At 54.3% G+C, this 16543-nt stretch carries 11 protein-coding genes; 7 read left to right on the plus strand and 4 right to left on the minus strand.

Annotated features, from left to right (window positions below):
• Positions 1–30 precede the first annotated feature (30 nt).
• The 4 genes from Q394_RS0104025 to Q394_RS0104040 are packed head-to-tail and all read left to right on the plus strand — an operon-like array spanning position 31 to position 5672.
• Positions 31–1203, plus strand: a complete 1173-nt coding sequence (locus Q394_RS0104025; RefSeq protein ID WP_169735873.1) for an efflux RND transporter periplasmic adaptor subunit — start codon at positions 31–33, stop codon at positions 1201–1203.
• Positions 1200–2426 (plus strand): ABC transporter permease, encoded by a 1227-nt coding sequence (locus Q394_RS0104030; RefSeq protein WP_028488146.1) that lies wholly within the window; start codon positions 1200–1202, stop codon positions 2424–2426. Before Q394_RS0104025 ends, Q394_RS0104030 begins: the two co-directional genes overlap by 4 nt.
• Positions 2419–3138, plus strand: a complete 720-nt coding sequence (locus Q394_RS0104035; protein WP_028488147.1) for an ABC transporter ATP-binding protein — start codon at positions 2419–2421, stop codon at positions 3136–3138. The genes Q394_RS0104030 and Q394_RS0104035 overlap by 8 nt, the downstream gene beginning before the upstream one ends.
• Positions 3135–5672, plus strand: coding sequence for a cation-translocating P-type ATPase (locus tag Q394_RS0104040; RefSeq protein WP_038140469.1), 2538 nt, complete (start codon positions 3135–3137; stop codon positions 5670–5672). Before Q394_RS0104035 ends, Q394_RS0104040 begins: the two co-directional genes overlap by 4 nt.
• Before the next feature lie 11 nt (positions 5673–5683).
• Here Q394_RS0104040 and Q394_RS0104045 read toward each other — a convergent pair whose 3' ends face one another.
• Genes Q394_RS0104045 through Q394_RS0104055 form a run of 3 tightly spaced genes read right to left on the minus strand, consistent with a single transcriptional unit; the run spans position 5684 to position 7228 of the window.
• A complete protein-coding gene (locus Q394_RS0104045; RefSeq protein ID WP_028488149.1) occupies positions 5684–5971 on the minus strand; it encodes an encapsulin-associated ferritin-like protein in 288 nt (95 codons plus the stop codon).
• A gap of 27 nt (positions 5972–5998) precedes the next feature.
• A complete protein-coding gene (locus Q394_RS0104050; RefSeq protein WP_028488150.1) occupies positions 5999–6316 on the minus strand; it encodes a chaperone modulator CbpM in 318 nt (105 codons plus the stop codon).
• A 3-nt stretch (positions 6317–6319) separates the two neighbouring features.
• A complete protein-coding gene (locus Q394_RS0104055) occupies positions 6320–7228 on the minus strand; it encodes a DnaJ C-terminal domain-containing protein (RefSeq protein WP_028488151.1) in 909 nt (302 codons plus the stop codon).
• A 129-nt stretch (positions 7229–7357) separates the two neighbouring features.
• Here Q394_RS0104055 and dnaE point away from each other — a divergent pair, with 129 nt between their 5' ends.
• A complete protein-coding gene (dnaE, locus tag Q394_RS0104060; RefSeq protein ID WP_028488152.1) occupies positions 7358–10888 on the plus strand; it encodes a DNA polymerase III subunit alpha in 3531 nt (1176 codons plus the stop codon).
• A 3-nt stretch (positions 10889–10891) separates the two neighbouring features.
• On the opposite strand, the gene Q394_RS0104065 is transcribed toward dnaE, so the two are convergent.
• Positions 10892–11908: a polysaccharide biosynthesis tyrosine autokinase gene (locus Q394_RS0104065; RefSeq protein ID WP_028488153.1), complete on the minus strand. Its 1017-nt coding sequence runs from the start codon at positions 11906–11908 to the stop codon at positions 10892–10894.
• Positions 11909–12158: 250 nt separating this feature from the next.
• Here Q394_RS0104065 and carA point away from each other — a divergent pair, with 250 nt between their 5' ends.
• Both carA and carB read left to right on the plus strand, forming a co-directional pair.
• Positions 12159–13298: a glutamine-hydrolyzing carbamoyl-phosphate synthase small subunit gene (gene carA / locus Q394_RS0104070; protein ID WP_028488154.1), complete on the plus strand. Its 1140-nt coding sequence runs from the start codon at positions 12159–12161 to the stop codon at positions 13296–13298.
• Positions 13299–13311: 13 nt separating this feature from the next.
• A complete protein-coding gene (gene carB, locus Q394_RS0104075; RefSeq protein WP_028488155.1) occupies positions 13312–16542 on the plus strand; it encodes a carbamoyl-phosphate synthase large subunit in 3231 nt (1076 codons plus the stop codon).
• The last annotated feature ends 1 nt before the right edge of the window (position 16543 follow it).

Consider the following 16543-nt stretch of genomic DNA (forward strand, 5'->3'; position numbering starts at 1 on the left):
AGTGTTTCCGCAAAAATCGTAACTGCCTTTATGATTGGACTGCTTTTTAGCGGCTATGTCGCCCGCAATCTGATCTTCGGCACACCTGTTGAAGCCCATGCCGTCATGAAGGGCGAATTGCGCCAAACCGTCGTCGCCAGCGGGCGTGTCACTTGGCCACAGCGCGTCTCCGTAGCGGCGGAAGTCACCGGGCGGGTTAGTAAAATTCCGGTGAAAGAAGGTCAGCAAGTCAAACGCGGGCAATTACTCATCCAGCTAGAAGACAGCACCGACCGCGCCAGCCTCGCGCAAGCAACCACTGCCGTAGCACTCGCCGAAGCCAAACTGCGCCAGCAACGTGAAGTCAGCCTGCCCACCGCGCAAGAAACACTGCGCCAAGCACAAGCCGATGTCGAACAAACCCGCTTGCAACTTACCCGCATCCGCACGCTCAACAACCAAAAATACATCAGCAAAACTGAATTGGATACCGCCCAGCGCAACCTCGATGTCGCCAACAGCAAGCTGGCGGCAGCCCAGTTACAAGTACAAAGTAACCAACCTAACGGCAGCGATGCCCTGCTTGCCACAACCGCCTTGGCACAAGCCCGCGCTTCCTTGCAACTCGCACAGGTCAAGTTGGCACAAGATACTATCCTTGCGCCCGCTGACGGCACGCTGATCAGCCGCAGCATCGAACCGGGCGATATTGCCAGCGCAGGCAAAGCCTTGATGGTGTTGGCAGCGCAAGGCGAAACCCAGATCGAAGTGCAAATCGACGAAAAGAACCTTGCCAAACTCGCCCTCGGCCAAGCCGCGTTGAGTTCCGCCGATGCCTTCCCCCAACAACGTTTTAATGCCGAAGTCGCCTACATCAACCCCGGCGTAGATGCCACACGCGGCTCAATAGAAGTAAAACTGCGCGTCAAAGACCCGCCGGATTATTTGCGCCAAGACATGACCGTTTCAGTCGACATAGAAACCGCCCAAAAGCCTGACGCACTGGTGATTCCCACCGGGGCATTACGGGAGGCCAGCAGTGATGCGCCGTGGGTACTGGTGGTGCGCAATAACCGCACTGTCCATCAAACCGTGACGCTGGGCTTGCGTGGCGATGAAAACGTGGAAGTGTTAAGCGGTCTAGCCGCAGGCGAACCCGTGATTCTGGCAAGCACCCCTCTGATCAAAGCTGACCAGCACGTGCGGGTGACATTGCCGCCATGAATACTGTCTTCCCGTTTGAATGGATTCTGGCGATTCGCTTCATGCGCGAAGCCCGGATGCAAACCTTGCTGATCATGTCGGGTGTGGCTCTCGGCGTATCGGTGATTGTGTTTATCTCTGCCCTGATTAGCGGCCTGCAAACCAATCTGTTTCGCCGCACGCTGGATTTTCAGGCGCAAATCGTGATTCTGCCGCCTAAAGAAGTGTCCCGCCCCTTGCATAAAGCGGGGGAAGGGATGCTCGCCACGCTGGTACAGCCACGGGCGCAACGCTTGCAGTCGGTCGACCAATGGCAAACCGTACTCGCCCAAGTAGCCAAAATGGACGGGGTTAGCGTGGTTGCTCCGGTGGTAGCGGGGGCGGGTTTTATCGTTCGCGGTGAAGCCAACAAAGCCGTCGGCTTAACCGGCATTGAACCCGAAACCTACCTGCAACTCATCGCCCTCAATAGCAAAATCATCGCAGGCACAGCCAATATCACTGGCACGGACATCTTGGTCGGTATGGATTTGGCGAAAGATTTGGGCGTGTGGACAGGCGATAAACTCAATTTGCAAACCGCTTCCGGCGGCACGGCAACCTTGAGCATTCGCGGCATTTTTGATTTCGGCAATAGCGGAATGAATTCACGTTCGGTGTACATTGCGCTGCGTACTGCGCAAAGCCTGCTCGATTTGGCAGGCGGTGTCACCAGTGTCGAAGTTAATCTGGAAGCGCCGTTTACAGCGGAAACCGTGGCGCAAACCATTCAGGCGCAAACCGGCTTGAAGGTCGACAGTTGGATTGCCACCAACGCGCAATTCTTTAGCGCACTGGAGGCACAGTCCATGTCTAACACCGTGATTCGCTTTTTCGTGGGGCTGACTGCCGCCTTGGGTATCGCCAGCGTACTGGTGGTATCGGTGGTGCAGAAATCTAAAGCGATTGGCATCTTGCGGGCGACGGGCACGTCGCGGCAGCAAATTTTGCGGCTGTTTTTGCTGCAAGGCGCGTTGACGGGCTTAATAGGTTCGCTGCTAGGCGCGGTAGTCGGTTGGCTGTTTTTAAATGCGTGGCGCAAGATTGCGGTTAACGCCGATGGTACACAATTGTTCCCGATTACGTTTGACCCGATGCTGTTTGTGTACGCAGCCGTGGGCGCAACATTGGTGGGAACACTGGCTGCGCTGTTCCCGGCATTGCAGGCTGCGCGGCTTGACCCGGCGGTGGCGATTCGTGGCTGACCTTAACGCCATTACCCTGCAACTCAAGGGCATCCGTAAAGCCTACAATATCGGTTTGCCTGCTGAAACCGAAGTGCTGCACGGGCTGGATTTGACCATCGAACGTGGCGAATTTGTTGCGCTGATTGGCCCTTCGGGGTCGGGTAAAAGTACCCTGCTGAACTTGATTGGTTTGCTCGACAAGCCTACAGCGGGGGAGCTGTTCATCACCGGGCAGGCGACTAGCCACTTGCAGGATCGTGAACTCACGTTGTTGCGTGCCAAAGCCATCGGTTTTGTGTTCCAGTTCCACAATTTACTGCCTGAGTTCACCGCGCTGGAAAACGTGATGTTGCCCATGCTCGCCGCTCGTGGTCGCCCTGATGAGGCGATGCGCTTACGCGCTGCGGAGCTGATTGAGCAAGTCGGGCTGAGCAAAGTGGGTAAGCACATGAGCAATGATTTATCGGGTGGGCAACAACAGCGCGTTGCCATTGCCCGCGCGTTGGTGATGCAACCCGCGCTGGTGCTCGCCGACGAACCTACCGGCAACCTCGACACCCAATCTGCCGATAACGTGTTTGATTTGCTGCGCCGCGTGAATGAAGCCAGCGATACCAGCTTTTTAATCGTTACCCACGACCCGCGTTTGGCGCAGCGTTGCGACCGCATTATTGAATTGGTGGACGGGCGCATTGATTCGGATAAAGCCAACCGAGCATCGTTACCATGATGAAAACAACACACACAGGCCTTAGCCAAGCTGAAGCCGCCCGCCGTTTGGCATCTGAAGGCGGCAACCTGCTTCCCGGCAGTACCCCCAAATCCTTGTTCAGCATCGCCTTGAACGTATTCACCGAACCTATGTTCCTGATGCTCTTGGTAGCGGGCGGTATTTACCTCGTGCTGGGTGATCGTGCTGAAGCCTTGTTCCTGCTCGGCTTCGTGTTCATCATCATCGGCATTACTTTGGCACAAGAGCGCAAGACGCAACGGGCGCTGGAATCCTTGCGTGACCTGTCTGCGCCGCGTGCCTTGGTGATACGTGATGGGCAGGAAATTCGCATTCCGGGGCGCGAAGTGGTACGCGGCGATGTGCTGGTGCTGCACGAAGGCGACCGCATTCCCGCTGATGCCTTGCTGCTGGACGGGCAGTTGAGCGTGGACGAATCCCTGCTCACGGGTGAAGCCGTGCCCGTCAACAAGTCGTCCGCAGCGGCAGGAACCCGCTTTGCCCAACCCGATGGCGAAAGCACCGCCTCCCTGTATGCCAGCACCGTCGTGACCAAAGGCGTGGGGATGGCGGAAGTATACATGACCGGCATCAATACCGCCGTCGGGCGTATCGGGCAAGCGTTGTCCTCCACACAGGAAGCGCCGTCCGGCTTGCAACAAGCTTCACGTAAACTGATTCTCACCCTGACCATCGTGGGTTTGGCGCTTGCCACATTGCTGGTGTTGCTCGGCTGGTTGTGGGACGGGCGGGCGTTTCTGGATAGTTTGTTGTCCGGCATTACGCTGGCCATGGCGATTTTGCCGGAAGAAATTCCAGTAATCCTCACCGTGTTTCTGGCTTTGGGTGCATGGCGTATTTCTCGGCAAAAAGTATTAACGCGACGGGTGACAGCCGTTGAAGCTTTGGGCGCAATCACCGTATTGGCGGTGGATAAAACCGGCACGCTCACCCAAAACCGCATGAAGATGGCGGAATTGCTAACAGCAGGTGAAAGCTTCCGCGACGACGGCGCAAACGCTTTGCCCGAAGCCTTCCACGAACTCGCCGAATTTACCCTGTTAGCCACGCCGCTGGACCCTTTCGACCCGATGGAAAAAGCCATTCAAGTGTTCGCGCAGCAATGGTTGAGGGACACGGAACATTGGCATTCGCAAGCGCCGGAATTTCAGTACGATTTGTCGGCGGATATACTGGCGATGACGCAGGTGTTCTCTAGCACTGAAGCCAGCGAACACTTACTGGCGTGCAAAGGTGCACCCGAAGCGGTGGCGGATTTGTGCCATCTGCCTGCCGCTGAGCGCGATACGATCCAGCAGCAAGTAACCCAAATGGCGGAGCGCGGCTTGCGCGTATTGGGCGTCGCCAAAGGCCAATGGCAAGGCACTGAGTTGCCGCAAAGTCAGCACGATTTCACCTTTGCATTTCTGGGACTGGTGGGCTTTGTTGATCCGCCGCGCCCGGAAGTGCCTGCCGCGATTGCCGAATGCCGCGCCGCTGGGGTGCGCATTATCATGATGACCGGTGACCACCCCGCAACAGCTCGGGCGATTGCACAACAAGTCAGCCTGAGCAACCGTTCTGCGGTCATGACCGGCGCGGAAGTCGCCGCCCTCAGCGATGCCGAATTGCATGAGCAGTTGCAGCAGGTGGATATATTCACCCGCTTGCAGCCAGAACAAAAACTGCGGCTGGTGCAGGTGCTGCAACAAGGTGGTGAAGTGGTCGCCATGACCGGCGATGGTGTCAACGATGCGCCTGCACTCAAAGCCGCCAATATCGGCATTGCAATGGGCGAACGCGGTACGGATGTTGCCCGCGAAGCCGCCGCGCTGGTGTTGCTGGATGACAGTTTTGCCAGCATTGTCGCGGCAATCCGCCAAGGGCGGCGCATTTACGACAATATCACCAAGGCAACCGCGTTCACTTTCGCGGTACACATGCCGATTATTGTGCTGGCACTGATTCCGGCCTTGTTGCATTGGCCGTTGTTGTTGTTGCCCATGCACATTGTGTTGCTGGAATTGCTGATTGACCCTGCCTGTTCGATTGTATTTGAGGCCGAACCGGAAGCCAGCGGCATCATGACCCGCCCACCGCGCCAACTAACGGATTCGCCGTTTGCTTTTAGCACGCTGCTTTATCCGCTGCTGCAAGGCATCGGTGTGGCGGAAGTGTTGCTGTTTGGGCATTGGCTGCTGGATGGTCAAGGTTTCAATGCGGCGGAAATGCGTGGTGTTATCTTCATCGGCCTGGTGCTGGGTTTATGCTTGCTCATCCTTGCCAACCGCAATGTATCGAAATCGGTACTGCATGGCATCACGGGTGGGAATCCGTGGATTGCGGGGATATTTGGGGCAGTCGTGGTGTTGCTAAGCGTGGTATTTACCGTGCCTTTCCTGCGCGACATTATGGGGTTTACCGCGATGGGTGCACCCCAGTTACTGGCTGGTTTTGCCTTGCTGTTGGGGATTGGCGTATGGCTGGAAATCTTGCGCTGGGTCAGTGGCCATGTCAGGGGCTACAACCCCTGACATTCAGGCGTTTACGGGTGCGCGATGGGTTTTTCGGTGAACAGGTAATCCTTGAGTTCCTTGGAAAACCTCGGGTCTTTGCGCCGAATCCATTCCAGCACCATCGAGGCGTGTTCCTTTTCCTCGTCACGATTGTGTTCCAGAATGGCTTTGAGTTCTGGATCTTTGCAGGCATCCGCCCGCTGGTTATACCAGTCGACCGCTTCCAGCTCTTCCATTAGCGAAACAATGGCGCGGTGCATATCGCGGGTTGCATCCGACAGTTCTTCGATGGGTTCGTGATAACCGACACTCGACATTTTCTACTCCTTAACATCCATTAAAATTTACTGAATAGGCTTGAGATTGTGACGCAATGCCTTGATTTCATCCAGCAACTCCACCGCTAGGGCTGCGCCCGCCAGATTCACGCCCAAATCTTGCTGAAGGTGGATCACGGTACGCACCCGTACCACACTTTCCCCGGCAAATTGCCATTGGGTGGTGGTTTGCTGGTAGTCGAGGGGTTCAATAATGCCCTCGTCCACCATTTGCAGCAGTTCTTCCGCAGGCAATGCGCAGGTACGGCACAGATCTTCCAGCGAAAACAGCGCGTCTTCTTCGAGAATAATGCCTGCCAGTGCTTCCAGTTTGCTTGTTTTCATCACTTACACTCCCATTCCGGCGCGTGGATTGAAGGTTCGTTCCTGTGCCAATTCACTGTACAAAGCCTTGGCCTTATCGCTGAGGGTATCCGGTAGCACCACTTTCAGCGTGACGTAGAAATTGCCCGGTGACTGAGCTGGAATACCGCGCCCTTTCAGGCGTAGTTTGCGCCCGCTGGATGAACTCGCCGGAATCTTCATGTCTACCGACCCATCCGGGGTGGGGATTTTGACACTGCCGCCCAGCGCGGCTTCCCACGGGGTTATGGGCAATTCCAGATACACATCGAGTTCCTCAACGCGGTACAGTGAATGCGGGTTAAAGGCAATTTCCAGATACAAATCACCCGCACTGCCACCCCCGACGCCGGGATTGCCTTGCCCTTGCAGACGGATATGCTGGCCTTGCTTAACCCCTTTGGGAATTTTGATATTCAGGGTACGCTCTTGCAGGAAGGGGCGACCATCCGCTCCACGCTCGGTGGTGCGCATAGTCAAGCAGCGGGTAGCGCCGTGATAAGCATCTTCCAGATCAATCGACACCTTGGCGTAACTGTCTTCACCGTTTGCCTGATACGCCCGACTACCTGCACGCGCTCGTTGCGCAAACAGGTCGGCAAGGAAATCATCAAAGTCGGCGGAGCGCCCCGCACCCGCATTGCCACCCGGCGGCGGGCGGGAATGGCGCTGGGCTTTCAGGTCTTCGCCCAATTGGTCATAGGCAGCACGTTTTTCCGGGTCTTTCAGCACTTCGTAGGCTTCGCCCACTTCCTTGAACTGTTCCTCGGCGTTGCTTTCCTTGCTGATGTCAGGGTGATATTTGCGCGCTAGTTTGCGGTAAACACGCTTGATGTCATCCTGTGTGGCTTCTTTGCTCAGTCCTAGGACTTTGTAGTAATCCTTGTATTCCATCAGGCTCCCCTTAGCATTTCAATACGATCCTGCTATCTAAGATAGCGCATTTTTGTCGCTGGGTGTTCAGTTAAGCTGCCCGGCAAGGTATGCTTGCCGTCGCGATTACGCTTGCTCTTGAGTGAAACCATGACCCCATTCGTCCACCTCCGTCTCCATACCGAATATTCCTTGGTCGACAGCACCATCCGTATCAAGCCGCTGATGAAAGCGGTCGAAAAGATTGGAATGCCTGCGATTGCCATCACTGACCTCAATAATTTCTTCGGGCTGGTCAAGTTTTACAAAGCTGCGATGGGCACGGGTATCAAGCCCATCTTCGGCGTTGACGTATTGCTGACGGATGAGCAGGGCACTGACATCTTGTTCCATATTATCCTGCTATGCCAGAACAATACTGGATACAGCAATATTACCAAACTGATCTCCCGCGCTTATCAGCAAGGGCAAGTGCTGGGTTTACCCCGCGTCTCCCGTGAGTGGATCAAGGAATTCAGCGAAGGCGTGATCATGCTTTCCGGCGGGCGCGAAGGCGACGTAGGCCAAGCGCTGCTATCTGGCAACCAGGATTTGGCTGAAAAACGCCTGCAAGAATGGCTGACAACGTTCCCCGACCGTTATTACTTGGAGCTGCAACGTACCGGGCGCGATGGCGAGGAAGATTACATCCACGCGGCGATTGATCTGGCGCTGCTGCACGACATTCCGGTGGTCGCCACCAACGATGTGCGCTTTACCGCCGAATCCGACTTTCCGTCCCACGAAGCCCGCGTCTGTATCCGCGACGGCTATGTGTTGGCTGACCCCAAACGCCCCAAACGTTACAGCCCGCAGCAATACTTGCGTACCCCGGATGAAATGGTGGAACTGTTCGCCGATATTCCCAGCGCCATCAGCAATACCGTTGAAATCGCCAAACGCTGCAATGTTTCGCTGACACTGGGCAAAAACTACCTGCCACAGTTTCCGATCCCGCAGGGTCTTACCGAAGCCGAATATTTCTGCCAAGTCAGCGAAAAGGGTTTGGAAGAGCGCCTCGATTTTCTCTACGGTGAAAAATTTCCGCGCGGCACGCCGGGATTTGCAGAAAAGCGCAAGCCTTACGATGAACGCCTGAAAATCGAACTTGATGTTATCAACGAAATGGGGTTTCCCGGTTACTTCCTGATCGTTGCCGACTTCATCCAGTGGGCGAAAGACAACGGTATTCCGGTAGGCCCAGGGCGGGGTTCCGGTGCGGGTTCACTGGTGGCGTATGCGTTGAAAATCACCGACCTTGACCCGTTGGCTTACGATTTACTGTTTGAACGTTTCCTCAACCCTGAACGGGTGTCCATGCCTGACTTCGACATCGACTTCTGCATGGATGGGCGTGACAAAGTGATTGATTACGTGGCCAGAACTTACGGGCGTAATCAGGTCTCGCAGATTATCACCTACGGTTCGATGGCGGCGAAAGCGGTGGTGCGTGACGTGGGGCGGGTGCTGGGGCATCCGTATGGTTTTGTTGACCGCATTGCCAAGCTGATTCCGTTCACCATCGGTATTACCTTGTCAGACGCGTTGGGGCGTACCCCCAAGTCCGAAAAGGATTCCGAACTGGTATCCCCCGACCTGATCGAGTTGTACAACAGCGATGAAGAGGTGAAATCCCTGCTGGATTTGGCAATCTCACTGGAAGGTTTGTCGCGCAACACCGGCAAACACGCGGGCGGGGTGTTGATTTCACCCACCGATCTGACCGATTTCACCGCGATTTGCTGCGAAGAAAACGGCGAAGGCGTGGTGTCGCAGTTCGATAAGAACGATGTGGAAGACATCGGGCTGGTCAAATTCGACTTTTTGGGCTTGCGTAACCTCACCATCATTGATTGGGCGCTGCAAACCATCAACCGCAAGCAGGCCGCCAAGGGTTTGCCGCCGGTCGACATCAACCGCATTCCGTTGGATGACAAGGCTTCGTTTGACCTGCTCAAGGCGCAAAAAACCACGGCGGTTTTCCAGCTTGAATCACGCGGCATGAAAGACCTGATTCGTCGCCTGCAACCGGACGTGTTCGAGGATGTGGTGGCACTGGTCGCGCTGTTCCGCCCAGGCCCATTGCAGTCGGGGATGGTGGATGATTTCATCAACCGTAAAAAAGGCATTGCCAAGGTCGAATACCCGCATCCCAGTCTGGAGCAAATCCTCAAGCCGACCTACGGGGTAATTGTTTACCAAGAACAGGTCATGCAGATTGCGCAAGTCCTCGCCCAGTACACCTTGGGCGGTGCGGACATGTTGCGCCGGGCAATGGGTAAAAAGAAACCGGAGGAAATGGCCAAGCAGCGTTCCATTTTCATGGAAGGCTCGCGCAACAATAATGTCGATGAAAGTCAGGCTGGTTATATTTTCGATCTGATGGAAAAGTTCGCGGAATACGGTTTCAACAAATCGCATTCAGCCGCTTATGCCCTTGTTGCCTTCCAGACCGCATGGCTAAAAGCGCACCATCCGGCGGCGTTCATGGCTGCCGTTATGTCGGCGGATATGGATAACACCGAAAAAGTCGTGACCCTGCTGGATGATTGCCGCCAATTGAATTTACAGGTATTGCCGCCCGATATTAACCGTTCTGAATACCAGTTCACGGTGGATGACAAGAACCGCATTATCTACGGCCTCGGTGCTGTCAAAGGCGCAGGGGAGGCAGCACTTAGCGTGCTGGTGGAACAGCGTAACAAGGAGGGTGCCTTCCAATCGCTTGCTGATCTGTGCAAGCGTTCCGGCACGCAAAAGGTGAATCGGCGTGTGCTGGAAACGTTGATAAAGTCCGGTGCTTTCGACAGTTTGGGCGGAACTCGCCGCGCCATGCTCGAATTCCTGCCCGAAGCGATGCGCATGGCGGAACAGTACAACCGTAATCAGGGTACGGGGCAAACCGATCTGTTTGGTGGGCTGTTCGGTGGCGGCGTGGCAGAATCCACCCCGGAAACCGCGATGCCCGTCCGCGAGGAGTTTCCCGAAAAGGAACGTTTACGTTTAGAAAAGGAAACGTTGGGTTTGTATCTGACCGGGCATCCATTGGATGAGTATAAGGAAGAAATTGCTGGCTTAGGTAGTCGCAAAAAGTTGGCGGATATTGCGGAAGATGAGGGCACGAAATACCGCCGCGAAGCCGTCACGCTTGCCGGATTGGTGAGCAGCGTGCGTACTCAGCACACGGATAAGGGCAAACGCGCCTTCGTGCAGCTTGATGACAACACGGCTTATTACGAAGTCATGATTTTTACCGACACCTTTGCTCAGTTCGGTCATTTGTTGGAAAAAGAAGCCTGCGTGGTGTTGGAAGGTACGCTCGATACCGATCAGCGTACTGGTAAGACCCGTTTGAAGGTAGAAAAAGTCCACAATATGCAGTCGGTACGGGAAAACTTTCTGCGCAAGCTGTTATTGAAAGTGGATGTCTCGCAAGTCCAGCAAGGTGTGCTGGAGAATTTGCGGCAATGTTTGCAACCTGCTGCCGCAGCGGGCGCGTTCCCGATTGCCGTGGAATACCGCAATGCCGAGGCACAATCGGAATTGCGTCTCGCGGGAAGTTGGACGTTACCGCTGGATGATGCGGGTTTGCAGGGGCTGCGGCAGATGCTGGGTAAGGAAAATGTCAGCCTTGTCTTTTAAGTGTTAGCAAACTTTGGTCATAATAACGCCGATGATGTTAGTGCGTGATTGCTTTAGGCGTTCAAATGCAGCATGGAGCGGGCGACGGCGCGTTTCATTGCAGGCAACAACGAGCAATGTTGCATGGGAACGGTTACTGATTAACAAGGCATCTGCCATGCCCATCACGGGCGGCGAATCAATAATAATCAGGTCAAAGCCGCTGTTACCTTGCTCCAGCGTGCTGATTAATTGGTTTAAAGGGTCGCCGGAGAGCAGTTCTACTGCGTGAGGGGTGATTGGCCCTGAAGATATGATGTGTAAGTTCGGGATAAATGTCGGGCGGATGATGCTTTGAAGTGAATTCATGCCTGCCAGATAATTACCTAGACCTTTGGTGTTATCCACCTCGAAATGTTTATGGAGGGTAGGGCGGCGTAAATCAGCGTCAATCAGCAATACGTTCATGCCAGACTGTGCATACTGCGTGGCTAGGTTAATACTACTGCTGCTTTTGCCTTCGCTAGCATTGGTGCTGGTAATATTAATAACTTTAGGCTGACTTTGCTGGGTCACGATTAATAAATTGTTATGTAAGGCGCGAAAGGCTGTGGCTACGGCTGAGTCTGGATTTTTGGCACTCTGGAAGGCATAACTATTGCTGTTTTTATTGATGCTGGGTGCTATGCCTAATAACGGCAGAGGAAGGACTCGTGCTAGCATTTCGCGACTTTTAATAGTGGCATCAGTCCCTTCGCGGATGAAGGCTGCAATGATGCCCGTGCATAAGCCGAGGATAAAACTTAGGAAAAAACTGCGTATTAGGTTGGGCTGCAATGCTTCCATAGTAAATAGGACAAATAGAAAAACGATTAAATAAACACTGAGTAGCGTTTTTTCTTGTCGTTTGGTAATAAGGCGGAATTTGTGTAGTTCTTCGCGCAGGGATGTGCCATCTGTTCCAAAGGCAGGCACATTGATAAAGCCTTTCTCGGATGACACGGTTGGTTGTCGTTCTGGCAGTGTTTTGTGCATGCTCATAATGAATGGGTTCCCCTATTTATCTCTATTTTGCCGAATTATACATAAATTTTTTTGATTTGACGAATGAAACTATGTTTGTTGGTGCGCAACTCACACCTTCCTATACAATAGATCAGTTCGTTAGCATTAAGTTTCAATGAAACCGTGCATGGACACTCTGTCAGGCAGGGAGTAAAATGCCCCCCTACTGATTTCACGGGATGAGCCATGCCTCATCCCGTTTCGTATGTAGACTTCGGAGGTTCTTTTGAACAAGCAAGCACTGCTGGTGCTGGAAGACGGGAGTGTTTTCCACGGGCGTTCTATCGGCTGTGATGGCCAAACCACGGGTGAAGTGGTGTTTAATACCGCGCTGACAGGCTATCAGGAAATCCTGACCGACCCGTCTTATTCACGTCAAATGGTAACGTTAACCTATCCCCATATTGGTAACGTGGGTGTCAATCAGGAAGATTGCGAATCCACACAAGTCCACGCGGCGGGTCTTATCGTGCGCGATGTACCTGCTGTGTACAGTAGTTGGCGGGCGGAAGAGTCGCTGCCAGCCTACCTTGAACGCAACAAGGTGGTGGCGATTGCCGACATTGATACACGTCGTTTAACCCGTATTCTGCGCGAAAAGGGTGCGCAACGCGGTTGCATAGTGGCGGGTACAAACCTCAATGTTGAGCAAGCGCTGGATGCAGCACGTTCTTTCCCCGGCCTCAAAGGCATGGATTTGGCGAAAGAAGTGACGGCTAAAGCCAGCTACTTGTGGACAGAGGGCAGTTGGCAGTTGAACCCAGCAACACCACGCCCTTCCACCGCAGAAACGGCGGAATTCAACATTGTGGCTTACGATTACGGTATCAAAACCAATATTCTGCGGATGCTGGTGGATCGTGGTTGCCGCGTGACGGTTGTGCCAGCCCAAACCCCAGCCTCTGATGTGTTGGCGCTGAACCCGGATGGTGTCTTCCTCTCCAACGGCCCCGGCGACCCAGAGCCGTGCGATTACGCGATTAGCGCTATCCGCACCGTACTGGAGAACAAAGTCCCCACTTTCGGCATCTGCCTTGGGCATCAACTGCTCGGTCTTGCCAGCGGTGCGAAAACCATCAAGATGAAATTCGGGCATCATGGCGCGAACCATCCGGTGCAAGATGTAGACAGCAAACGCGTGATGATCAGCAGCCAGAACCACGGTTTTGCGGTGGATGAAGCCAGTTTGCCTGTGAATGTGCGTGCGACTCACCGCTCGCTGTTTGATGGATCCCTACAAGGCATTGAACGTACTGACTGCCCGGCACTGAGTTTTCAGGGACACCCCGAAGCCAGCCCTGGCCCACACGACGTAGCCCCTGTATTCGACCGCTTCATTGACCTGATGCGTGCCGCAAAAAATTGATTGGTGAGAACTCATGCCTAAACGGACAGACATTAAAAGCATCCTAATTATTGGTGCAGGCCCGATCATTATCGGTCAGGCGTGCGAATTCGACTATTCCGGTGCGCAAGCGTGTAAGGCGCTACGTGAGGAAGGCTACCGCGTCATTTTGGTCAATTCTAACCCCGCGACCATTATGACCGACCCTGAAATGGCGGATGCGATTTACATCGAACCGATCCGCTGGGAAACGGTTGCCAGAATCATTGAAAAAGAACGCCCTGACGCGCTATTGCCAACCATGGGTGGACAAACCGCGCTTAACTGCGCCCTCGACCTTTCCCGCCACGGCGTGCTGGAAAAGTTCGGTGTAGACATGATCGGTGCCAACGAAGTGTCCATCGACATGGCCGAAGATCGCCAGAAATTCAAAGTGGCTATGGATGAAATCGGCCTTGAATCCGCACGTTCCGGCGTAGCGCATTCGATGGACGAAGCCCGCGCAGTACAAGCCGAACTGGGTTTCCCGGTGGTTATCCGTCCGTCCTTCACGATGGGTGGCAGTGGTGGCGGTATTGCTTACAACAAGCAGGAATTTGAAACCATCGTTGCTCGCGGGCTGGATTTATCCCCGACCACCGAAGTGTTGCTGGAAGAATCCCTGCTCGGTTGGAAAGAATATGAAATGGAAGTCGTGCGTGACCGCAATGACAACTGCATCATTATCTGTTCCATCGAAAACCTTGACCCGATGGGTATCCATACCGGCGACTCGATTACCGTCGCGCCTGCGCAAACCTTGACCGACAAGGAATACCAATTGCTGCGGAATGCGTCACTGGCGGTGCTGCGCAAAATCGGCGTGGACACGGGCGGTTCCAACGTACAGTTCTCGGTCAACCCGGACAACGGGCGCATTATCGTTATCGAAATGAACCCGCGTGTATCGCGCTCTTCCGCGCTGGCTTCCAAAGCGACTGGCTTCCCGATTGCCAAAGTTGCAGCGAAACTGGCGGTCGGCTACACGCTGGATGAATTGCGTAACGAAATTACCGGCGGCGCAACCCCAGCATCGTTCGAGCCATCCATCGATTACGTCGTCACCAAAATTCCACGCTTTACTTTCGAGAAATTCCCGCAGGCGGATGCGCGTTTGACCACGCAAATGAAGTCGGTCGGCGAAGTCATGGCGATGGGGCGCACCTTCCAAGAATCGTTCCAGAAAGCTTTGCGCGGTCTGGAAACCGGCATTGACGGCCTGAGTGAGCGTGTTGACCCGCAAGACCCGGATGCGAAAGACATCCTGCGTCGCCAAATGACCGAAGCCAGCGCCGAACGTATTTTGTACGTGGCGGATGCTTTCCGTTTTGGCATGACACTCGAAGAGGTGTTCAATCTGACCAGCATCGACATGTGGTTCCTGGTGCAACTCAAGGAACTGGTCGATCTCGAAAACGATTTGAAAGAACGTATTCTCAACGATCTCAGCGCCGATGAAATGCGGGCATTGAAGCGCAAAGGCTTCTCTGACCGTCGTCTGGCGACCCTGACCCACGAAACCGAAAAGTCGGTGCGTGCGGCGCGTCATAAGTTGAATGTACGCCCGGTCTACAAACGCGTGGACACTTGTGCGGCGGAATTTTCCACCAATACCGCGTACATGTATTCCACTTACGAGGAAGAGTGCGAATCCAACCCGACCAACAATAAAAAGATCATGGTCTTGGGCGGCGGTCCGAACCGGATCGGTCAGGGTATTGAGTTCGACTACTGCTGCGTCCATGCGGCGTTGGCCTTGCGTGACGATGGCTTTGAAACCATCATGGTTAACTGTAACCCGGAAACGGTTTCCACCGACTATGACACTTCCGACCGTCTGTATTTCGAGCCGCTGACGCTCGAAGATGTGATGGAAATCGTTGATCTGGAAAAACCTTACGGTGTGATCGTGCAATACGGTGGGCAAACCCCGCTGAAACTGGCGCGTGACCTTGAAGCCTTGGGTGCGCCCATTATTGGTACATCGCCCGATTCGATCGACTTGGCGGAAGACCGTGAACGCTTCCAGCAATTGATCAATAAACTCGGCCTCAAGCAGCCGCCTAACCGTACCGCGAGAAGCATTGACGAAGCAGTACGTTTGGCAGACGAAATTGGCTACCCGTTAGTGGTGCGCCCGTCTTACGTATTGGGTGGGCGTGCGATGGAAATCGTTTACCACGAAAACGAATTGCGCCGCTACATGACCACGGCGGTGTCGGTTTCCAACGATTCCCCGGTATTGCTCGACCGTTATCTGGATGACGCGATTGAAGTCGACGTGGACGCGATTTGCGACGGCGAAAACGTGCTGATCGGCGGCATTATGCAGCATATCGAACAAGCGGGTATCCACTCCGGTGACTCAGCGTGTTCCTTGCCGCCGTATTCCTTGCGTGCCGACATTCAGGATCAATTGCGTGAGCAAATGGTGCTGATGGGCAAAGCCCTCAACGTTATCGGCCTGATGAACGCGCAATTTGCGATCAAAGGCGACGATGTGTATGTGTTGGAAGTGAACCCGCGTGCTTCACGTACCGTGCCGTTCGTGTCCAAAGCCATTGGTCGTCCGCTGGCGAAAGTCGCGGCACGTTGCATGGCGGGCCAGAGTTTGGCTAGCCAGAATGCCTTGAACGAAATCATTCCGTCCTACTACGCGGTGAAAGAAGCGGTATTCCCGTTCATCAAGTTCCCCGGTGTTGACCCGATTCTTAGCCCGGAAATGAAATCCACCGGCGAAGTCATGGGCGTGGGCAGAACCTTTGCCGAAGCTTTCGGTAAGGCACAATACGCGGCTGGCGAACATTACCCAACTTCTGGCGTGGCCTTCATCAGTGTGCGCGAAGCTGACCGTCGCCATTTGCAGGAAGTGGGCAGTATGTTGGCCGGGCAGGGCTTCAAGATTGTGGCTACCCGTGGCACGGCACGCGAATTGCAAAACGTCGGTGTGGCGTGTGAAATCGTCAACAAGATGCGTGAAGGCCGCCCCAATATCGTGGATATGATCAAAAACGAAGAAATCGACCTGATTGTGAACACCACCGAAGGTGAACAATCGACGCGTGACTCGTTCGAGATCCGCCGCGAAGCCTTGCAGCACAAGATTACCTACACCACCACGATTGAAGGTGCGCGGGCATTGTGCAAGGCGATGGCCTACACTGACAGTGAGCAAGTCTACTGCTTACAGGATTTACATCAGGAAATAACACAACAAGGGGTTTGAA

Origin of the sequence: Thiothrix lacustris DSM 21227, assembly GCF_000621325.1 — a bacterium.
Taxonomy (GTDB): Bacteria; Pseudomonadota; Gammaproteobacteria; order Thiotrichales; family Thiotrichaceae; genus Thiothrix; species Thiothrix lacustris.

Excerpts from the sequence above, each read along its gene's own strand:
- Q394_RS0104025 (WP_169735873.1), top strand. The coding sequence starts at position 31 with ATGATTGGACTGCTTTTTAGCGGCTATGTCGCCCGCAATCTGATCTTC.
- Q394_RS0104030 (WP_028488146.1), top strand. The coding sequence starts at position 1,200 with ATGAATACTGTCTTCCCGTTTGAATGGATTCTGGCGATTCGCTTCATG.
- Q394_RS0104040 (WP_038140469.1), top strand. The coding sequence starts at position 3,135 with ATGATGAAAACAACACACACAGGCCTTAGCCAAGCTGAAGCCGCCCGC.
- Q394_RS0104045 (WP_028488149.1), bottom strand. The coding sequence starts at position 5,971 with ATGTCGAGTGTCGGTTATCACGAACCCATCGAAGAACTGTCGGATGCA.
- Q394_RS0104050 (WP_028488150.1), bottom strand. The coding sequence starts at position 6,316 with ATGAAAACAAGCAAACTGGAAGCACTGGCAGGCATTATTCTCGAAGAA.
- Q394_RS0104055 (WP_028488151.1), bottom strand. The coding sequence starts at position 7,228 with ATGGAATACAAGGATTACTACAAAGTCCTAGGACTGAGCAAAGAAGCC.
- dnaE (WP_028488152.1), top strand. The coding sequence starts at position 7,358 with ATGACCCCATTCGTCCACCTCCGTCTCCATACCGAATATTCCTTGGTC.
- Q394_RS0104065 (WP_028488153.1), bottom strand. The coding sequence starts at position 11,908 with ATGAGCATGCACAAAACACTGCCAGAACGACAACCAACCGTGTCATCC.
- carB (WP_028488155.1), top strand. The coding sequence starts at position 13,312 with ATGCCTAAACGGACAGACATTAAAAGCATCCTAATTATTGGTGCAGGC.